11 protein-coding genes are annotated in these 18,302 nt (G+C 41.8%); all 11 read right to left on the bottom strand.

Annotated elements, in window-relative coordinates; genetic code table 11:
• Window positions 1-20: 20 nt before the first annotated feature.
• The 11 genes from BLS35_RS01305 to BLS35_RS01255 are packed head-to-tail and all read right to left on the bottom strand — an operon-like array spanning window position 21 to window position 18,295.
• Window positions 21-1,106 carry a Gfo/Idh/MocA family protein gene (locus BLS35_RS01305; RefSeq protein WP_090776978.1) on the bottom strand — a complete coding sequence of 362 codons (1,086 nt, stop codon included), beginning with the start codon at window positions 1,104-1,106 and terminating at the stop codon, window positions 21-23.
• Window positions 1,107-1,115: 9 nt separating this feature from the next.
• The gene (locus BLS35_RS01300) at window positions 1,116-3,659 is read right to left on the bottom strand and encodes an L-rhamnose mutarotase (protein ID WP_254778596.1); all 2,544 of its coding nucleotides are present in this window, start codon (window positions 3,657-3,659) and stop codon (window positions 1,116-1,118) included.
• Between the two features lie 6 nt (window positions 3,660-3,665).
• Window positions 3,666-4,562 (bottom strand): sugar phosphate isomerase/epimerase family protein, encoded by an 897-nt coding sequence (locus BLS35_RS01295; protein ID WP_090776973.1) that lies wholly within the window; start codon window positions 4,560-4,562, stop codon window positions 3,666-3,668.
• 4 nt (window positions 4,563-4,566) lie between these two features.
• Window positions 4,567-5,970 carry an acetylxylan esterase gene (locus tag BLS35_RS01290; RefSeq protein ID WP_090776971.1) on the bottom strand — a complete coding sequence of 468 codons (1,404 nt, stop codon included), beginning with the start codon at window positions 5,968-5,970 and terminating at the stop codon, window positions 4,567-4,569.
• Between the two features lie 4 nt (window positions 5,971-5,974).
• Window positions 5,975-7,111: a sialidase family protein gene (locus BLS35_RS01285; protein ID WP_254778594.1), complete on the bottom strand. Its 1,137-nt coding sequence runs from the start codon at window positions 7,109-7,111 to the stop codon at window positions 5,975-5,977.
• Window positions 7,112-7,120: 9 nt separating this feature from the next.
• Window positions 7,121-9,862, bottom strand: a complete 2,742-nt coding sequence (locus BLS35_RS01280) for a glycoside hydrolase family 78 protein (protein ID WP_090776970.1) — start codon at window positions 9,860-9,862, stop codon at window positions 7,121-7,123.
• Between the two features lie 32 nt (window positions 9,863-9,894).
• Window positions 9,895-12,651, bottom strand: a complete 2,757-nt coding sequence (locus tag BLS35_RS01275; RefSeq protein WP_090776969.1) for a glycoside hydrolase family 2 TIM barrel-domain containing protein — start codon at window positions 12,649-12,651, stop codon at window positions 9,895-9,897.
• 16 nt (window positions 12,652-12,667) lie between these two features.
• Window positions 12,668-14,107, bottom strand: coding sequence for a sialate O-acetylesterase (locus BLS35_RS01270; RefSeq protein ID WP_090776968.1), 1,440 nt, complete (start codon window positions 14,105-14,107; stop codon window positions 12,668-12,670).
• 11 nt (window positions 14,108-14,118) lie between these two features.
• The gene (locus BLS35_RS01265) at window positions 14,119-15,963 is read right to left on the bottom strand and encodes an exo-alpha-sialidase (protein ID WP_090776967.1); all 1,845 of its coding nucleotides are present in this window, start codon (window positions 15,961-15,963) and stop codon (window positions 14,119-14,121) included.
• Window positions 15,964-15,968: 5 nt separating this feature from the next.
• A complete protein-coding gene (locus BLS35_RS01260; RefSeq protein WP_090776966.1) occupies window positions 15,969-16,889 on the bottom strand; it encodes a glycoside hydrolase family 43 protein in 921 nt (306 codons plus the stop codon).
• Window positions 16,889-18,295, bottom strand: coding sequence for a glycoside hydrolase family 140 protein (locus BLS35_RS01255; RefSeq protein ID WP_090776965.1), 1,407 nt, complete (start codon window positions 18,293-18,295; stop codon window positions 16,889-16,891). Before BLS35_RS01255 ends, BLS35_RS01260 begins: the two co-directional genes overlap by 1 nt.
• Between the last annotated feature and the right edge of the window lie 7 nt (window positions 18,296-18,302).

Genomic DNA, 18,302 nt, shown 5'->3' with positions numbered 1-18,302 from the left:
TTGATCGGTTTGGTTTTCTTCTACAGTCCTAAATCGGCTCTCAGCAACTCGTATTCATTCAAAATCTCATTGATTTTAACAGGAATACCAGTTTGCAAGGACCTATCCATCGCCTGCAGCAAGGCAATTGTACCTATCCCTTCTTTTAAATCCGGATAAGCAACGGTGTTATTTTCGATGCTTTCAGCAAAGTATTCCAGGTAATTCTGGTATTCTCCGGCATGGTGACTTTGTCCTTCGAAACGGAAAAAATGCTTCAATTTTGCGTCTCCCCAGGTAATCAGCTGCTCTTCGCCAGTATTGGTGGTTACCGCATAGCGAAGCTCATGATAATCGGCCTGACTAGCTCCTTCTGTCCCCCTCAATACGCAACTCATCTCACTTTCACGGTATGCAGGTTGTATTGGACCAGTATAGGAACCACTTACGCGAGCAATCCTACCATCGGTTGATTTAAAAATGAAGTGCATGGTATCTTCATTTTTTAAACCCGATTTTTTGCCGTTGGCACTGATCATTCCATATCCCATTACTTCTTCTATTTCCGGCAAGTACCACCTGATAAAGTCAACAGGGTGGCTCAATCCACCATAAAGCCACTTAAAAGAGGCTTCCAAAGCCCATTTCTTTTCAAGAAACCAACGGTGATCTGCATTGTAATGACACTCAACGGTGATGAGATCTCCAATGATACCCGCAGTATAATCCGTTCTTTGTCGCTTATAAGGTTCGAAGAACCGAGAGCTCTGACCAACAAATACTTTCTTGCCACTTTGCTTTGAAACGGCTAAGAGCTCTTTAGCTCGTCCCAAATCATCGATGAATGGTTTTGTACAAACCACATGCTTATCGTGTAACAGCGCTTGTTTTACGTGGTCTGCGTGCAAATGATCTGGAGTATATATAGCAATCACATCAATAGAAGCGTCATTCAGCATCTCCTGATAGCTGGTGGTATAATGCGGGAAATCGAACTCTTTAGCGCGTTGCTTACACACTTCCTCGTTCGCATCACAGATTTTAACCAACTCGTATTTATCGCTTGCAAGGGCAGCAGACATCGTGCTTCTGCCTTCTCCCAGCCCTAATATTCCTAACTTTAACATATAATTTCTTTATTTATTTTGACTAAAAAACACCCAAACCTCATCCGGTTTAGTGCCTGATATACCTTCCTGATATTTCTTCATTAAAGCATTCCATTGGTCAACCCTTGGGTTATTCAGTGTAGTTTTCGGATTTAACTCATCTAAACTTGCTCCCTTCGGAATACTGATCACCAACATCAACTGCCTTCCATTCTTAAAAATCCGCAGCTGTTGAAAATCAGCATTGCAAAAGCCTTTGGCGACTTCCGGCCATTTCTCAAATTGTGTAGCATGGTAGCTCAGATACTCCTTTTGCATCGCCTCATCTTTTACCAGATTGGTACTCAAAATGATGTTATCCCATTCCTTAACCGGCTCCTGTCCACAATTCTTTTTCCGGTCAAACTTGTAAAATACATCCTTGTACAATCTAACCTCAGCCCCCTTAATTCGTTGCTGAAATTGTCGCATCAAAGCTTCTGCGTCATTCGTTGTTGCATACACCAATAAGCGATTATTCCATTGATAGATCGCAGAAGCTGACACGCCCTTTTCTCTACAAATCTCTACCATCAATGGCTTAGTCAATTCTGCAGATGAAGATAGAACAACCTCTATTACAATCTCATTCCCGTTTCCAGATTCAACACTATTTAAGGGCTGACTATTACTATTTATCAATCTGTTATTCAACAAATAAATATAATTAGATTCAAGTCCAGCTTTAACTTTAACACTGTCAGCTACCTTAGGACCATTACCCATCCAAACATTGTCGGGACCATTGGCATTCTGCAAATATTTCTCCGATGGAGTCCAATTATTTTTCACTGTAAAATAGGACGAACCTTCATCTGTATAGAGATAAAACCAATGCTCAGGATCATGCGGATACGGTGCTTTATAAATGCTATCGATATAGTTGTTCGAGATTAGGGAACCCGGCTGGGCCGACAAAGTGTAAATGCCCGCAACGTCATACAAGTACTTTCCATAATGATGGATCTTGTTAGCATGGATGGTATTGTCGCGCATGGCATTGTTAGACTTAGTCCAGCCCCAGCCCATGCTAATGCCTGAATAAGACACCTCACTAATCTCATTGTGAGCGATATTAATCCCCCTTACATAACCAGCACCTATACCCACACAGCCCCAATCTTCATTGGTCGCATCAGTAATCAGGTTATTGGTGATACTTTCATTTGTACAGATTTCCCGCTGATCTGTTGGGTTATACGGCAAATGCACTTCGGTAGCTTCATCAGAAAAAACACCTACCAATATGGCACTACCCCCTATATCTTTAAAAAGGTTGCCTTTAATCTCGTTATCATGGGTGCCCCGTTTATAATCCAGTCCGGTTGAAGCGTGGTGCTCAAACTTACAACCTTCAAAACCAGTGTGGTGGGCATAACTGACTTCAACAGCCGCTGCTGGGCGGCCTACCCAAGCCTGATTTTCCAATCCTTCTTTGTCGGGAGTACCCGGGGTTTTCAATTTATAAGCATCCAACATATACATCCCGGCTTGATGCGGCACGTGACCAAAGCCTGAAGGCCTTAACCAGCCCGCGTGTTGAAAGGAAACACCTTTAAATGACACATACGCTACCGGGTTATCAATCGTGCCTTCTATCCGCACTAGAGTCTCTAGATTTGGTACAACAACCTTAGCGGCGTTCATGTTTTCAGCAGCTCTAGGCCAGTAATAAACCTTGCCGTTTTTTAAGTCTTCATACCATTCTCCAGGCTCATCCAAAAACTGAATGGCATTGGTTAAATAATATGGGGAGTTACCAGTCTTGGTAGATATCCAGGGAGCAGGCCATGGATGCTCAGACTGTACACGGCTCTCCGGTTCCATAAAACTCAACTCCGCTTCTGCTCCATTCAATTGAATCGATTTCACCCTCAAATTGGCAATAGCCCACCATTGCTGGATCACCATTTCTATGCCTTTAATGTGCGCTAATCCGGCGGCATCTTTAGCAGCTGAAAATGGAATCTTGCAGGTTTTTGCGGGAAAATTCCAGCTTAAAATCCGGCCCATTTGTGCACCATTCGAATCTCGGGCCCTGACAGCCTTTTTTCCATCAACCCACAACTGTCTAAATTCTAACATACTACATCCCAGACTAGATACATCAGCTACCCAAACTTTACCTTTAGCTATACTTGGGAGTCCAGGCAGGTTATTAACCGCCTTTTTCCAGCCAGAGATAGGCAAACCGCCACTTAACACAGCTTGATCTTCATTCAATGAAGTGATGGTTGTTGGGCTCTCCGCAGTCCCCGAATCTTCGGGCCGCAGAATCACGCTTTCCGACAAATAGTAAACCCCTTTTTCAATAAAAATATTGATCCCGTTTTTTACAGATGGATCATTTAAGCGCCTCAATTCACGGACCTTACGTAAGGCATTTAACAAGCTCGCTACAGGGGCTGCTTTTGTACCTTCGTTCCTATCCGATCCTTTCAGGGAGACGTAGATATCGGCAGCTTTAACAGTGGCGCTACCCAACAGGAAGACCACAAGCAAGACCAGTCCGCAAGGTTTATAGTTCATCATTTCGGGTTATATATCTGATTGAAAAACAGACTTCACATAAGCTGTATTTGCACTAAAATTCCACTTTACATTTCGGGCATCCTTAGCATCTCTGGAGCGTTCTACAACTAGCCACCCCTTCCATCCCATATCGTCTAATGTGCTTCGAACTGCCTTCATATCAATCTTAGGATCGTTCTGTAACCATACGCCATCGTCGTTGGTACAGTGAATTTGAATGATGTTCTTTTTGCCCAAAATCCGCAACTCCTTATTCAAATCCCGACCGTTTTTTATAGCGTTAGAAAAATTGAAATAGCTTTTTACTGCACTCGAACCTATATCCTTTAAGAACTGTAACTCAGCAGTTGCATCCAAAGCCGTCTCAATACCAATTACCACTCCTGCCTTCTTTGCCATGCTTCCAACTACCTTTAGGCGTTCCACTAAAGCAGGTCTCAACTCAGGATTCTTTACTAAATCACCCTGTACACCTAAGGGCAAAAAGGCCACTTTCACATTCATCGCTTTCATAGTCGCGATACAATCACCAACCATTTGCTGATAAGTAGGTCTTGTAGCCAGCGATTGCGCATAAAACCCTGTCATGGCTAATGAACAGATCTCCAGGTTCAATGCTTTAGCCGTATCCATAAACTCCTTTCGGGTTGCCGGATCAGCCAATTTATTGTCAAAAGTATCCCTATTACCCAATCCACCCATATCCAGTTCCACACCATCAGCACCGATATCCTTAGTCAGCTGAAAAGCACTTAGCTTTTGCCGCTTTAAGATCATCAGATCCACAACCGCAACTTTATACCGTTGCTTTTTTACTCCTAAAGCCCATGTAAACTGATTACTTAGCATTAAGCCACCCGTAAGCAGACTCAACTTCCCTATAAACTGACGACGATTTTCCATAGCTTTATTTTGAAGTACTGGCTTTAAATACCTGTTCTAGTTGTTCAAATCCTTTTATAGCATTTGCCGGCAAACGTTCTCCTTTATCACCAAAGACATACATCGCCGATTCTTTCTCAACCGTGCATTTGCTTTCATCATATTGACCGGTTTTATCCTTTACCAAGGCTGCATTCAGCTTAAAGCTTTTAATAACAAAATCATAAACAGCCTTGCGTTTCGAAGGTCCAAAATCATGACCTTCCTCAGGCAGGTGAACATTCTCTACGAGATCAGGTCGACCATAATAACCATATATTTTTTTAAGAAAAGGCATGTCATGCTCCGGTACAGTAACCGTCCAATCTTTCCCATCGGACACTACTAACTGCGGATTAGGCGCGGTCATTGCAGCGATCTCTACATTGTTTGTACCCCCTGCACACAGGTGAACAGGCATCCCACTTTCGCAAGGACAACCGCCATAAAATGAAGATGATAAAGACACCACCGGAATGCTTAGTTTAATACGATCATCCATAGCAGCCATTAACACCGTATGGCTACCCCCACCCGATCCACCACTAATACCAACGCGATTTGGATCGGTTTCTTTAAGGGACAAAACGTAATCCAGTATTCTGATGCCACCAAGTGTTTGTATGGTTTGCGCCAGACTTCGCCTATGGTCTTCTGACTTAAATTGAAGCAAAGATTCACCCCATGCAAAGAGGTCATAGCTTATTGCCATCACGCCCATTCGCGCCATCATCGCACAGCGAATCTGGCAATCGGCCCGATAACGTTGCTGTGCCCAATGTCCATCCGGACTTAGCATGACCGGGATCTTTCCTTTAACTTTTAAAGGCTTATACAATGAGCCATTCACATATAGTCCAGGTAATATTTCGATAGCGATATTCTCAACGCTATAGCCATCCATTATTCTTTTAGGGGTAGTAATGGGTTTTGACGCAGGTTTAACCGGTAATGGCGATAAACCCTGGGCCTCATACAAACCTGGCTTAATTAAGGCTTTGCGTTTTTCCCAGCTAGCTTTATCATGATATTGGGCTGCCAATTGATCCAACTTATCTTGCCCATCTTGTACATTCCAACGGTAATACTCGTATTCTTTCAGCTTGTAAACGCCCTCTTTCTCCTTATTCACCTTTAAATCCAAAGGAGCCAACACGTTAGACAATGTTTCGTCCAATTCCGGTCTAAAACGCCAGAGTGCATAGTTCACCCAACGATCCTTCACCTGATCGTCATTGTATTTTATCTTCACTTTAAAACGACTTTCTATCTCCGTCAGCACCGTTTTAAGTGGCTGCCGGTACAAGAGGTCGGAATTTTGCATTTGCGCAATAGCGCCGCTTAAAATCAGCGAAAATCCAAGGGTTAGAAATAGGGCTATTCTTTTCATCAGCTTACTCCTCGTTTTTAATAGCTGTAACCACAGGTGCGGTATATCCTTTTAATTTTGGCCAAACACCATTTACAATCTTTTTAAGTTTCAGTTTTGAAGGGTCAACTACCACATGTTTGATCTTCTCTCTTCTCCAGGTATAAATGAAATGCAGCATACCATCGGCAGTCTGAATTACTGCGGGATAAGAGTACTGGCTAATTGGGGAATCTTCCAGGATCAAGGCTGCATACCATTCCTTGCCATCTTTAGAAATTGCGACGTTTAGCGGTGTTCTTGGACCTTTGGCCAGATCCCCCGGAGGCAATACATGGTTATAAACCAGTACATGACGGCCATCTTTTAAAGTAACAGCATCGGTACCGGAGTTATTATTAGGCAAGGTTGTTTTCGCTAAAGCTGACCAGGTCTCTCCATTATCGGCTGACCATGACTCCACTATTGCTCTGTTTTTACTTCTTGCTAAAATTTGCAATTGGCCTTTTCCATGGTCTAAAATACTTGGCTGGATAGCATCCAATCCGCCACCTGCAATCGGGCCAACTGTGCGCCAGTTTTGACCATTATCTTTGGTGACTTCAAAATGTACTTTCCAGCCATCCCCTTCTTTACTTGAAGGACAGAATAAATTACCATTGCTTAGTAATACGGGTTTATTTTTAACTGGCCCGATATATCCATCAGGTAGTTTTTTAGCATCCGACCAGGTAATACCACCATCTTTAGAGGTCCTCATCAATCCCCACCATTCTGATGGCTTAGGACCAATTTTGTAAAACAACAGCAAATCACCGCCGGGAACCTGATACAAAACAGGGTTCCAGGTAGGCAACCTTAATTTCTCATTCTGGATGCCATTGGCTACCGAAACCGGCGCTAACCATGTCCCGTTTACTTTACGACTGATGTAAATTTCAACGTCGGGATTGCGCTCTTTCGTACCGCCAAAATAAGCAGCCACCAAACCTGTCGGGGTTTCGGCAATTGTTGCTGAATGACAGGAAGGGAAAGACGCCTTTTCATACAAAAACTCATCGGTTATAATTCCAGAACGCCATTTTTGCGATTGTGCTTTTAAGTTCAATCCGCCCATTATGCAGATTAGCAAAGTCAATATGTATATTTTTCTATTCATCATTTTTATATTTTATTGTGCAACACTAAAGGCATAATTGCCCGAACCAAGCTCAAACACTGCCCTACCCGCTTCCATCTGTATAAATTTCAATCCTTTTGTAGCAGTTGCCTGCGCTGCTCCTTCTTTTACCTCTCCAGCCGATTTTGCGGGAATACTGATCCTAGCTGTAGTATTTGGTGGAACACTGATGTTCCAACTAAACTTACTATCAGTTTTAGTCCAACTACTTTTTATAGGACCATATACTGATTGATAAGTCGCATTTACCTTGTCCAATCCTTTAATTAACTCTGGTTTCATTACAATTTCCTTAAAACCCGGCGCTCCAGCCTTAATACCAGCGAGGTTTTCGTAATACCAGATCAGTAAATCGCCCAACATCATCACATGGTTCTGCGAGTTCATTTTAGGGGCAGCAGTATTTCCATTCCATAACTCCCAGATCGCTGTTGCACCATTTTCAATCATATATCCCCATGAAGGATAGGTTTTCTGAGCAGCAATTCGATAAGCAAGATCACTTCTTCCATTATCAGTAAGTGTTCGCATCAGGAAATTTGTTCCTATTACTCCAGTACTCAAGTGTCCATTGTTCTTTTCTTCAATAATGGAACATATCTGCTTTACTACTTGCTCTTTATATTGATCTTCAACTATACCGAAATAAACAGGTAGCAAGTTATCTGTTAACTTATTATCGCCATAATATCCCTGCGCATTATAAAATTTACGATTAAATGCTTTTTTTAATTCTATGGCCAATGCAACATAACCAGCGCTATCGCCATCGTTGCCTGTAAGCTTACTGTATTTGGCCATCATCGTTGCCAGCTGATAATAATAAGCGGTAGCAATCAATGCACTGGGATGTTTCTGATCCGCATTTACACCTTTTCCATCTTCAGCAGTCGCAGGAGGGGCACACCAGTCGCCATAACTATCTTTTATCATGATCCCTTCAGTGTTCATATACCTATCCTTCATATAGCCCATCCATTTCTTCACGGCAGGATAGTTTTTATGTAGCACAGTAATATCACCTGTTTGCTTATACAGCATATCAGCCACAAAAAGCAAGGTTGCAGGCCAGGTCACATTGTCGCTGTAATACCTCCAGAATGCAGGAGCAACATCAGGTATCGCACCATCTTCTTTTTGGGCGTAGCGAATATCATCCAGCCATTTTTTATATAAAGCAGTATTGTCGAATAAAAAGCTTTCACCATAGGCACCCACAGTTCTATCGCCGAGCCAAGGCTGGCGCTCATTGCGCTGTGGACAATCAACCGGCATCCCCTTGTAATTGGATGCAATGCCCCACCATGAGTTTTTAAAGATTTGATTGAGGAGGCTGTTAGAAGATTCAAAAGCCCCTACCGTCCTCATGTCATCAGAAACCAAACATCCTATAAAATCACTTTTTTGCGGAGTTCCAGGATAACCACTCAATTCTACATACCTAAAGCCCTGATAAGTAAATCTCGGCGACCAGCTCTCTGTTTCCTCTCCTTTAAGCGTATATGTATCGGTCGCCTTTGCGTCGCGTAAATTTGTTCTGAACAGTTCTCCGTTTGGCTCCAGTGACTCAGCAAAGCGCAAAGAAACAACAGTGCCTTTAGCCCCTTTAACATTAAATTTCAGCCAGCCGGCAAAGTTTTGCCCAAAATCTATGATGTATTTACCATTTGGGCGCTTGGTGACCGATACAGCTGCAATATTCTTCATCACCTTCATGCCTTCATTCAGCTGTGCTTCATAGGTCCCACCAGGCTCCTGCACATACTCACTTTTAAGCCATTTGCTTTCGTCAAATCCGGGTTCGTTCCAGCCTTTTAACTCCTTACGGGCATCATACACCTCGCCATCGTATTCGTTATTGGCAAGAATTGGCCCATCCGCAGTACCCTTCCAGGTATCGTCTGTTTTAATTGATGCAGTAGAACCATCTGTATATTTAATAACCACCTGCACCAATAATTTAGGGAAGCCAAAGGTCTTCACCTTGTAAGCTTTAGCCTGACGCATGGCAAAAAAACGACCATTTCCCAAGATAACACCAATAGCGTGCTTACCTTGTTTCAGCTGCGCCGTAATATCCAGCGTATTGTATTTTATATTCTTTGTATAATCCGTAGGTATTGGAGCCAATACCTGATCACCGATTTTCTTACCGTCAATATACAGCTCGTATAAACCCATCCCCATAATATATGCGGTAGCGGATGCGACTGTTTTATTCGTTGAAAACTCTTTTCTGAAATAACGGGCAGATAAACGGCCTTCAGCTTGATTATCCCAGGGAAAGAAGCGGTCAAACCCTATCCAACGTCCTTCCCAATCTTTATAGTTCAGTAATCCCATCGACCATGATGCAGGCTTACTCCAGGTCGTTTCACCTTTATTTGTGGAGATTTTAACCTTCCAGTAATACTTGTTTTTGCTCTTTAATGCCAAACCTGCATATTGGTTGTAAATCGATTCCGACGATTTTATCTTTCCAGAGTTCCATATGTCTGCATCCTTTTCAGTAAGCTTATCTACCGATGAGGCCACCAGAATATGATAAGCGATCTGCTTAACATCGCGCTGAGCTGAAGTAATTTCCCAGCTTAACCTCGGCTGAACCACATCAATCCCCAATGGATCTTGTAAAAGTTCACAGCGCAGATTTCCCAACGATACCTGGCCAAGTGCCCCAGTAAAGCTTAGCATTAAAATAGCTGCAAGAATAATATATCGTTTAAGCTTCATTTGGTTCAGGCTTTTCTATTCAATTTAAGCAATTAATTATGAGTTGAAAAATCAAAATACAACGTCATGTTCAATGCCCTTTCAGGGTCTTTCTCATAATCATAAAAAATGTTTTTCATCGCCATTGGGCCGCTTCTATCTGCTCTTTGTGTTTTGGTACCTATTCCAGGAATCCCCTGCATAAACGAAATATCGCCAGAAGGGAAAAGTGGTTCATAATTATGCCATTGATCTGTCTTAAAGGCTGCACTAAACAGTCTTAAAAAGATATCCTCGTTCTCAGTGATCACAGTAAATGGTTGCTCTTTGGTGATAAATTTACACCAGTACATATTGGAATGATAACCTTTAAATTCAGGATACACCCAGGCTTCGCCGGTTTCGGTGTTGTTATAATCCTTTTTCCATACGCCAAACGGATTTCCTTTTAAACGGTTCTTCCAAACGCGATATGGACCTCTTCCCATATATTCTACCCCTTTAATCTGATCTTCCGGGAAGGAAAAATTCAATCCAATAAAATTCGTCAGATATTCTGCGGGGAAATATTTCACATTTAACTTTAGCATACCTGAAGGATAAACTGTCCATTGCAAGGTATTATAAGCTTCTTTTCTATCAAATGAGGATTCGATGATCAGGTTTTCCCCTTCCATATGATGACTGATGTTTCTGAAATTGGTTGCCCCTTCCTGAACTACCGGTCCGTTTGTAAAGGGAATAATGCTTTTTCCGTTTTTCACCTGACGCAGCATACCCGTTTTTTTACTAAAACTTAAAGAAATGCCATTAGCAGTTGCGGTAACCAAAGAATCTATTTCTTTAATGGCTACAGGAGCACCACCCTCCTTTTTAACCATGGCTAAAGCTTCCTTTTTAGGGAGCGTAATTGGGAAACTCCAGGTATACAGCTCTTTTCCATGCATATCAGTAGCCTTGATATACAATACATCATAGCTATTCCAATTTAACGGAAGCGTTACACTTAACTTGCCTTTCTCAAGAGGCTTAAGATCAGGCGCTATAGCATTTCCATTGATTTCCTGTTGATTTTTCAGGTTCAGCAATTTCCAATCAAACCGACAGCTATTCAGGTTAGCAAAATGATAGCGATTTTCTATATTAAACATCCCATCAAAATCATCTGTCATTTCACGATGCTCAAAAAACACAGGACTCCAAATTTCTTTAATGGCAAAAAAGCTGCCCTCTTTTTCATGATAAGGCCCTACTATACCATCTGCACCACGATTACCATCGGCATCTATGATATTGCTTTTGTCCGTACGTACTACGCCCTGATCTGCAAAATCCCACAGAAATCCACCTGCAGAAAGGGGATTCAGGAGCATATCATTCCAGTAATCTTCTAATCCGGCACCATGACCGCCATCAAACATGCCATGTAAAAACTCCGTAGGCATCACAATACTATGCCCGTGTCTGTAATTACCTATACCATAATTATACTCACGGTAATGCTGGGTATCAAAACCATTAAAGTCTTCCCATGGATGAATAACAGGGCGTTTCTGAATGTCCTCCTGTGCAAACAATGGATCAAGCTCGCGATTGTGTCCGCCTTCATTTCCATTTGCCCAGAACACAATGGAAGGGTGATTTACATCATTCCTCATCATTTCCGCAACCAACTTTGTACCTGTTGGCGTATCATAATGCCCATGCCAGCCCGCCAGTTCATCCATTACATATAAACCAAGAGAATCACAGACATCCAAAAAATGACCGTCAGGCGGATAATGCGACATGCGCACCGCATTCATGTTCATTTCCTTCATCAGCTCAACATCCTCAATGCTGTTCTTTTTACTTAAAGTCCTGCCAGATGCGGGACGGAAAGAATGTCTGTTTACTCCTTTAAATTTAATTTTAACACCATTTACAAAAACACCATCTCGTGGTTTTACCACGATGGTTCTGAAACCAATTTTCTTAGATAAGGTATGAACGGCTTTATTTTTATGATATAGCGTAAAGGTTGCATTATATAGATTAGGAAACTCGGAAGACCATAATTTAGGGGAATTAAACGATCTACTGATCATTGCTGATCCCTTTTTCAGCCCTGCTTCAAAGGGCAAACCATACTTTTCACCCTCAGCAGTGTACAACTGTACAGCTACCCTATCTGCATTACCAGCTACCTTAAGCTCAGCTTTAAATTGTCCGTCTGCTTTTGCATCTATAGCGACTCTTTCTATGTGTTGTGAAGGCAAGGCTTCCAGATATACAGGCCTGAATATCCCACCGAACAACCAGAAATCAGCCTTACGTTCTGCCTCATTTACTGATTTATTGGCCGAATGCTTTGACACTTTTACCTCGAGCAGATTACCAATGCCATATTTTAGCAAGGCAGTCACATCATAACGAAACACGTAAAATGCCCCTTGGTGAATTGGACCAGCCAACTTACCATTGATCTTTACTTCGGTATCGGTCATCGAACCTTCAAATACGATGTTGATCTTTTTGCCTTTCCAACCAGCAGGAACTTTAAAATTATACTTATATAAACCTTGTTCTTTTCCCCTTACACTGTCTTTCGCAAAACCATAATCGTATTTACCGAAACCTTGCAATTCCCAATTTGAGGGTACGGATATAGTTGTCCATTTTCCCGAGTTCATTCCGGCTGTGCAGAAGAAATCCCATTTTATAGTATCGTCATTTCCAGTTCCAGACAAATAGAGTTGCTCCGTCTGCTGGGCGCGGACAGAGCTGAATAGCATCAGCAAAATAACAGAAAGGATCGATGTAAGCTTCATGAATAAAGGATCTGAATTATATAGGTTTAAATTGTTTTGTTAACGGATTATCTGTTCTGAATGGCAAGGCTGGTAAACCATCCTTATTGTATAAGTTAGGGCGCATGGCCTCATTCCATCCAAAGCGTACGGCAAATGGTTTCTTCAACCCTTTTGCCGATACAATGATTTTATTTCCCTTAATCCGGGCATCAGCTGGTACAAACTTCCCATCAGCACCCGCAATGGTAAAGCAATCCAAAGCTTTCCCATCTGCACTTTGGAGTCCTTTGCCAATATGATCAAATTCCAATTCAGCAGTTTCTCCTTTAAGGGTTATAGATTGATAAATAGGACCTGAATAGGTTATTTTTTTTCCATAGTTATTGGCCAGGGCCCATAAGGCCAACCTGCGGCCTATCTCCCATTTATAGGTAGGATGAAGATCTTCTGGATAATCGTTTAAGTCGGTCGTGACCACCATTCCTGTACTGGGCATTCTTAACAATTGTGCCTGAGCCTCCCAAAACTCAGGTTCGGTTTCTACATCTAACACCACCTTACCCTTGGTTGTTGAATAATTAAAAGGAGCAATCTGTACATAGTAGAATGGCAACTCGCCCCCCCATGCTTTTCTCCAGCTATCGATTAAAGCTTTCATTTTATAGCTATAACTGATGTTCTCCTTTAAAAAGCAATTGGTTTCGCCTTGATACCACAAAAACCCTCGCAGGGCGAATGGTGTTAAAGGTTCAATCATTGGCGTATAAAACTTACCGGGATCATTCCCAACCTTCTGTCCTTCAAAATAACCAGTTTCTAAACTTTCTTTGGGTATCCATGGTTCAATGGGACTGCCACTTACGGCTGAAGAGATGATGCCTATTGGTATATGTAGTTTATCGTACAATTCTTTTGCGGAGAAGTAACCCGCTGCCGAGAAGTTCTTCAAAGCAGAATCCTGAGCAATATTCCAGCTTTTATGAATCGAGTCAGGTTTGCTTAGCTCCTTTCGGTTAACTAAAAAGATACGGATTTGCGGGTTGTTGGCCTTTTCGAGTTCATCAACAGGATAACCCAATTTCTCTTTTAAAGGCTTCTTCACTTTCGCAAGCTTGCGCATGCCATACTCCATGTTCGACTGCCCGGAACAAAGCCAAACTTCGCCAACTAAGATATTGTCAAGTATAATGGTATTTGTCCCTTTAATCGTCATCGTGGCAGGCAGAGCTGAGGTTTGCAAAGGCGCTAAACCCACCTTCCATTTACCATTTGCATCGGTTACTGCTTCCTTAAGCTGACCGGCAAAGCTTACGGTTACGGCTTCACCTGCTGCACCAAAACCCCAGATATTTAAAGGCTTATCGCGCTGCAAAACCATGTTACTGGAAAGAATTTGCGGCAATAGTATTTTTGCCTCGGCTTCAACCTTCATCCCTAATAACGCAATCAACAGAAAATATCTTTTTAAGCCCATGATTCTTAATATTAAAATGCTGCTGTTTTTAATGATTTGATGTAATAAACAGCTTCTTTTACCGGAGTGCCCGCATCTTTCAGATCATAATCCTGATCTGTAGGGGTATCTACATCAGGATAACGACGTACATCGCCTGTTCTAAACACTACGCGTTCAAATGAACTCACCGGAACAAACATTAACCGTGTTCCTTTACTTTCACCATTTACAAAAATGTTATACATCCGCTTGTTCATATCCAATTCGACACGGATGTTATATACTTTTCCAGCTTCATATTTCATAATTCCAGAATTGCGATAGCCCACTTTGGCTGTAAATTCACCATCCGCACCAAATATCAACCTAGCAGCAGCTGTTCCTTTCGCGTCCTGAAACTCTATCTGCAACGACCCGGTATTGTTTTGAGCTGGGGTTACCGAAAACTCTACATTTACTTTTCTTGCTGCAGGAATTACCCTGTCTGCTTTCGCATAGTCATAAGGGTCTTTGTCTCTTAAGGTAAGTGCCTTTGTACCATCGGATGCTTTTTCAATTTTAACCGAGGCCCAAAGTGGACTAAAGGTATTCCATAACTTAAGCTCTTGTCCATCAGGAAGCGAATTAAACACCTCGTTTACCGCGCCAGACACTTTAGCTGTTACCGGCACAGGTACTTTTGCTACCCAGATATCTTCCTTATTCATACTATAGGTAAGCCACATGTTTCCATCTGCTGGTTTCCCATCGGTCTCCGGAATTCCACGGATATACTGTGGTCCGTAAGATTTATAATTGCCACCATAGCGCATTTGCGATATTTCACCATTTACAAGCAAAAGATCTTTATAATTCAAACCGTCATCACTGGTTGAAACAGCTAATGGCCAGCGAAATTCGGAAGGGTTGTACACAATGGCATAACGACCGTCAGACGTGCGTTGCCCCCATATTTTAGCATTACTATTTACTACCCCAGGAGCTCTTAAAGGTGTATACTGCCATGTTTTTCCATGATCATTACTCACAGAAGTTAAGGCGTGTTTCCATAATCCTACTACTTTACCATTAGCCATGTGATAATAACTAAAAGCTTTTACAGGTCTATTCAAAGGTATTAAAGGATCATTTCTATCTGCTTCCTCTACCATTTGCTGCATCATCAACGGGCTCGCCAAAATTTCTATACAGGCAGTTACTAAGCTTTTATCTTTACTACTGGTATACATCGGATAAAGCGTATGCTTCATATCCCAGGTAGAATTCGGTCTCAATAAATAAATTGGACCATAAGTTCCATCTTTTTTAATCTCCCTGATTACCCTGCCTATTCCTTTTCCATCGTTAGGATCATCTGTTTTATCCATAGCAATGCCATAATAAGCTAAAGCATACAAGCGATCTGCTTTCGAAACATAAAAACCCACACGCTGGTGCATAGTGGCATATAAGTCTTTCGCTACCCCCGGAACACCTTCTTTTTTCCATCCATCTGGAATTTTATAGGGCGGAAAAATGATATCAGGCTTAGACCATTTGTAACCGTCTTTAGAGGTTTGCAACAACGTTCTGCTTGGTGGGATGTGCTCTCCTACAGGATCACTTAGATATTCCAGATAAAAGGTATTGTTCCAATAAGCCAACATTGGCGCATGATTATAAGTCCAGTTTAATCCATCCGCAAGCTCAGGATGCTCCCTGTTTGCGCGAAATGTTTGAATGTTGTGTACCCCCACTGCAGGGACAAGCTGACCATGATGATAATCGGCGTTAACTATTGTTGTGCCGGTATACCGTAGCGTATCTTGTGCTTGCGTCGCTTCTACTGTTATGAGCAGCGCGGAGACTAACGAAATCTTCTTATATATCTTCATTTTTGTTATTTCAAACGCTTAATTACTTTCCTACTTACGGGTACTATGGTCCCATGCTTATGCCCTTCAGGAATTACTGTTTCGGTAGAAACATCCTTAAAACTGTTAAAATCATTGGTTTTCATTGCGGCATACCTTTTCTCCCCATAAGCGTCATAGTAAATCAACCAATCTTTACCCACTTTAACCACTGTTGGCCCTTCGGTAAGCTTACCACTAAATGCTTCCGAAACACCTGTATATGCCCCCAACGCATCATTACTGAAGGCCACCTTTAAATTCCTGTTTGGCCGGGTATTGTCTTTCAATACCAACACATAGTCTTGAGCTGCTTTCTTTACGATCACCGCATCAATTACACTAAATCCCGGATCAAGGAATAATTTAGCCTCAGTAAACGTTTTAAAATCTTTAGTGGTAATCGCGTACATTCTGTGGTTGTTATCCTCTTCTTCTATTCCTTTTGCAAAGCGATGTGGAATAGTCGAGGCCCAAATGATGATAAACTCCTTCTTAGCCTCATCGTAAAACAATTCTGGTGCCCAGACATTTACTGTTGTCGGCTCATTTTGCATTACTGGGATAAATTGTTGCTCAGACCAATGGATTAAATCCTTAGAGCTGGCATAACCAAAACCTCTATCACCTTTCCAACCACAAGTCCATACCAAATGAAAAACACCATCTGGTCCTTGTACCATAGAAGGATCCCGCATAATCTTTTGCTTTCCAATTTCTGGTTTCAGGAAAATCTTCTTCAGGTCCACCCACTTATAACCATCGTAGCTATACAACATACGCAGTCCTTCATTTGCTGGCTCATGAAAAGAGGTAAACAAATAGCCCTTTTTGGAACAAGAGCTAAATGCCACCACCAAACCAAATAGCAAAAACAAACGATAAGTACGCTTCATGCCGTTCATCATTATATTTTATCTACTATCAATACCCAATCATTACCATCCATTTCTTCTCCCGGCGGGTCGAATTGATGTGTTCCTTTATTTTCAATATTACCAATAAGGGTAGTTTTCCCATCACGTGGACTAAACCATGAGGCTTTAACCTGATCACCTGAAAGCACAGCCATTTTTAATGGGATGTTTCTTCCTGTATAAGTGTACACGAAAATGTAATCTTTACCTTTAGTGGCCATCAGTCTATTGTATTTTTCGCCATCACCGCCTACTGTACCAACAATTAGCGATTGATCTGGCACCCTATCCAAATAGGCATCCCGAGATAACATCAGATTTTTCAAGTGTACCATTTGTCCTGCTCCTGGATCATTCAATGCAGTTTGCCATGGTTTTGTTGCTCCATAAGCCGCATCTTTCTTCTCCGGATTATACATTTGCATTACAGAGTTATCTCCATAAGTATAGCCAAATGCACCGGCAAAAACCGACCAGTAACCGTATCTCCTTACATCTGCATCGTTCCATCTTGGTTGCGAAACATCATGTAGTCCTTGCGGTATACCTTCATAAGAAGGCTCAGCATCAATTGTTGGCTTAACTGGTTTTAGGTTGTAATCTTTCTCAATGTACTTCCAGTTGTCTTCGCCATAATGCCATTTTTCTTTTGCCGAAGTATCCTGATCATAGCGACGATGGCCGGATTGCACCATATTAAAATCTAACCATTTGGCATCGTGAAACCACTCCGAAGAACCAGTTCTGCCTCTTGGGTGAAACGTAATCAGGTGATTTGGATCATTAGCCCTCAAAGTATTGCCAATCACTTCCCAAACTTTGCCACCATCAGTTCCCTTAATGTCGCCACCATTTAACCAGATGATGTTACTTTTATCTTTATACCTTTTGGCTAAAAATTCGGCATATATTTTTGCCTGCTCAGGTGTTACTTTCTTGTTTTTTACATTGGTACCCCAAACCGGAACCATCGCCATATAAATGCCTTTTTCTTTCGCTTTATCAACCACATAATCAATATGGTCCCAGAAATCATATTGGGTAGAATCGGCAAAAGAACTGCCTTCCGTAACCTTTGGTTTAGAAACATTACCATTTACCAACGAAGAATCGCCATAAATATTTACGGATGGAACACTATGCAATACCATAACCTGCACCACATTAAATCCTTTTTGTTTACGGTCTTCCAAATATTGATCCGCTTGCTCGCGAGTCACTTTATTAAATAAGAGCCATCCCGTATCACCTAGCCAAAAAAATGGCTTGCCATCTTCTGTTAAATACCGGCCATTCTCTGAAACCTGTAGACCTTTAGAACCTGCAGGTTTCTTGTTAGAAACACAACCAAACAGCGCTAACGAGATTATGGCAAATAAGAATACCCTTTTATACATTGTAATA

Source organism: Pedobacter sp. ok626 (assembly GCF_900100435.1).
Classification (GTDB): domain Bacteria; phylum Bacteroidota; class Bacteroidia; order Sphingobacteriales; family Sphingobacteriaceae; genus Pedobacter.
Note: the sequence above shows the minus strand (reverse complement) of the source record. Positions and strands in the feature narration are given on the sequence as shown.

Excerpts from the sequence above, each read along its gene's own strand:
- BLS35_RS01285 (WP_254778594.1), bottom strand. The coding sequence starts at position 7,111 with ATGATGAATAGAAAAATATACATATTGACTTTGCTAATCTGCATAATG.
- BLS35_RS01305 (WP_090776978.1), bottom strand. The coding sequence starts at position 1,106 with ATGTTAAAGTTAGGAATATTAGGGCTGGGAGAAGGCAGAAGCACGATG.
- BLS35_RS01255 (WP_090776965.1), bottom strand. The coding sequence starts at position 18,295 with ATGTATAAAAGGGTATTCTTATTTGCCATAATCTCGTTAGCGCTGTTT.
- BLS35_RS01265 (WP_090776967.1), bottom strand. The coding sequence starts at position 15,963 with ATGAAGATATATAAGAAGATTTCGTTAGTCTCCGCGCTGCTCATAACA.
- BLS35_RS01260 (WP_090776966.1), bottom strand. The coding sequence starts at position 16,889 with ATGATGAACGGCATGAAGCGTACTTATCGTTTGTTTTTGCTATTTGGT.
- BLS35_RS01275 (WP_090776969.1), bottom strand. The coding sequence starts at position 12,651 with ATGAAGCTTACATCGATCCTTTCTGTTATTTTGCTGATGCTATTCAGC.
- BLS35_RS01295 (WP_090776973.1), bottom strand. The coding sequence starts at position 4,562 with ATGGAAAATCGTCGTCAGTTTATAGGGAAGTTGAGTCTGCTTACGGGT.
- BLS35_RS01270 (WP_090776968.1), bottom strand. The coding sequence starts at position 14,107 with ATGGGCTTAAAAAGATATTTTCTGTTGATTGCGTTATTAGGGATGAAG.
- BLS35_RS01280 (WP_090776970.1), bottom strand. The coding sequence starts at position 9,862 with ATGAAGCTTAAACGATATATTATTCTTGCAGCTATTTTAATGCTAAGC.
- BLS35_RS01290 (WP_090776971.1), bottom strand. The coding sequence starts at position 5,970 with ATGAAAAGAATAGCCCTATTTCTAACCCTTGGATTTTCGCTGATTTTA.
- BLS35_RS01300 (WP_254778596.1), bottom strand. The coding sequence starts at position 3,659 with ATGATGAACTATAAACCTTGCGGACTGGTCTTGCTTGTGGTCTTCCTG.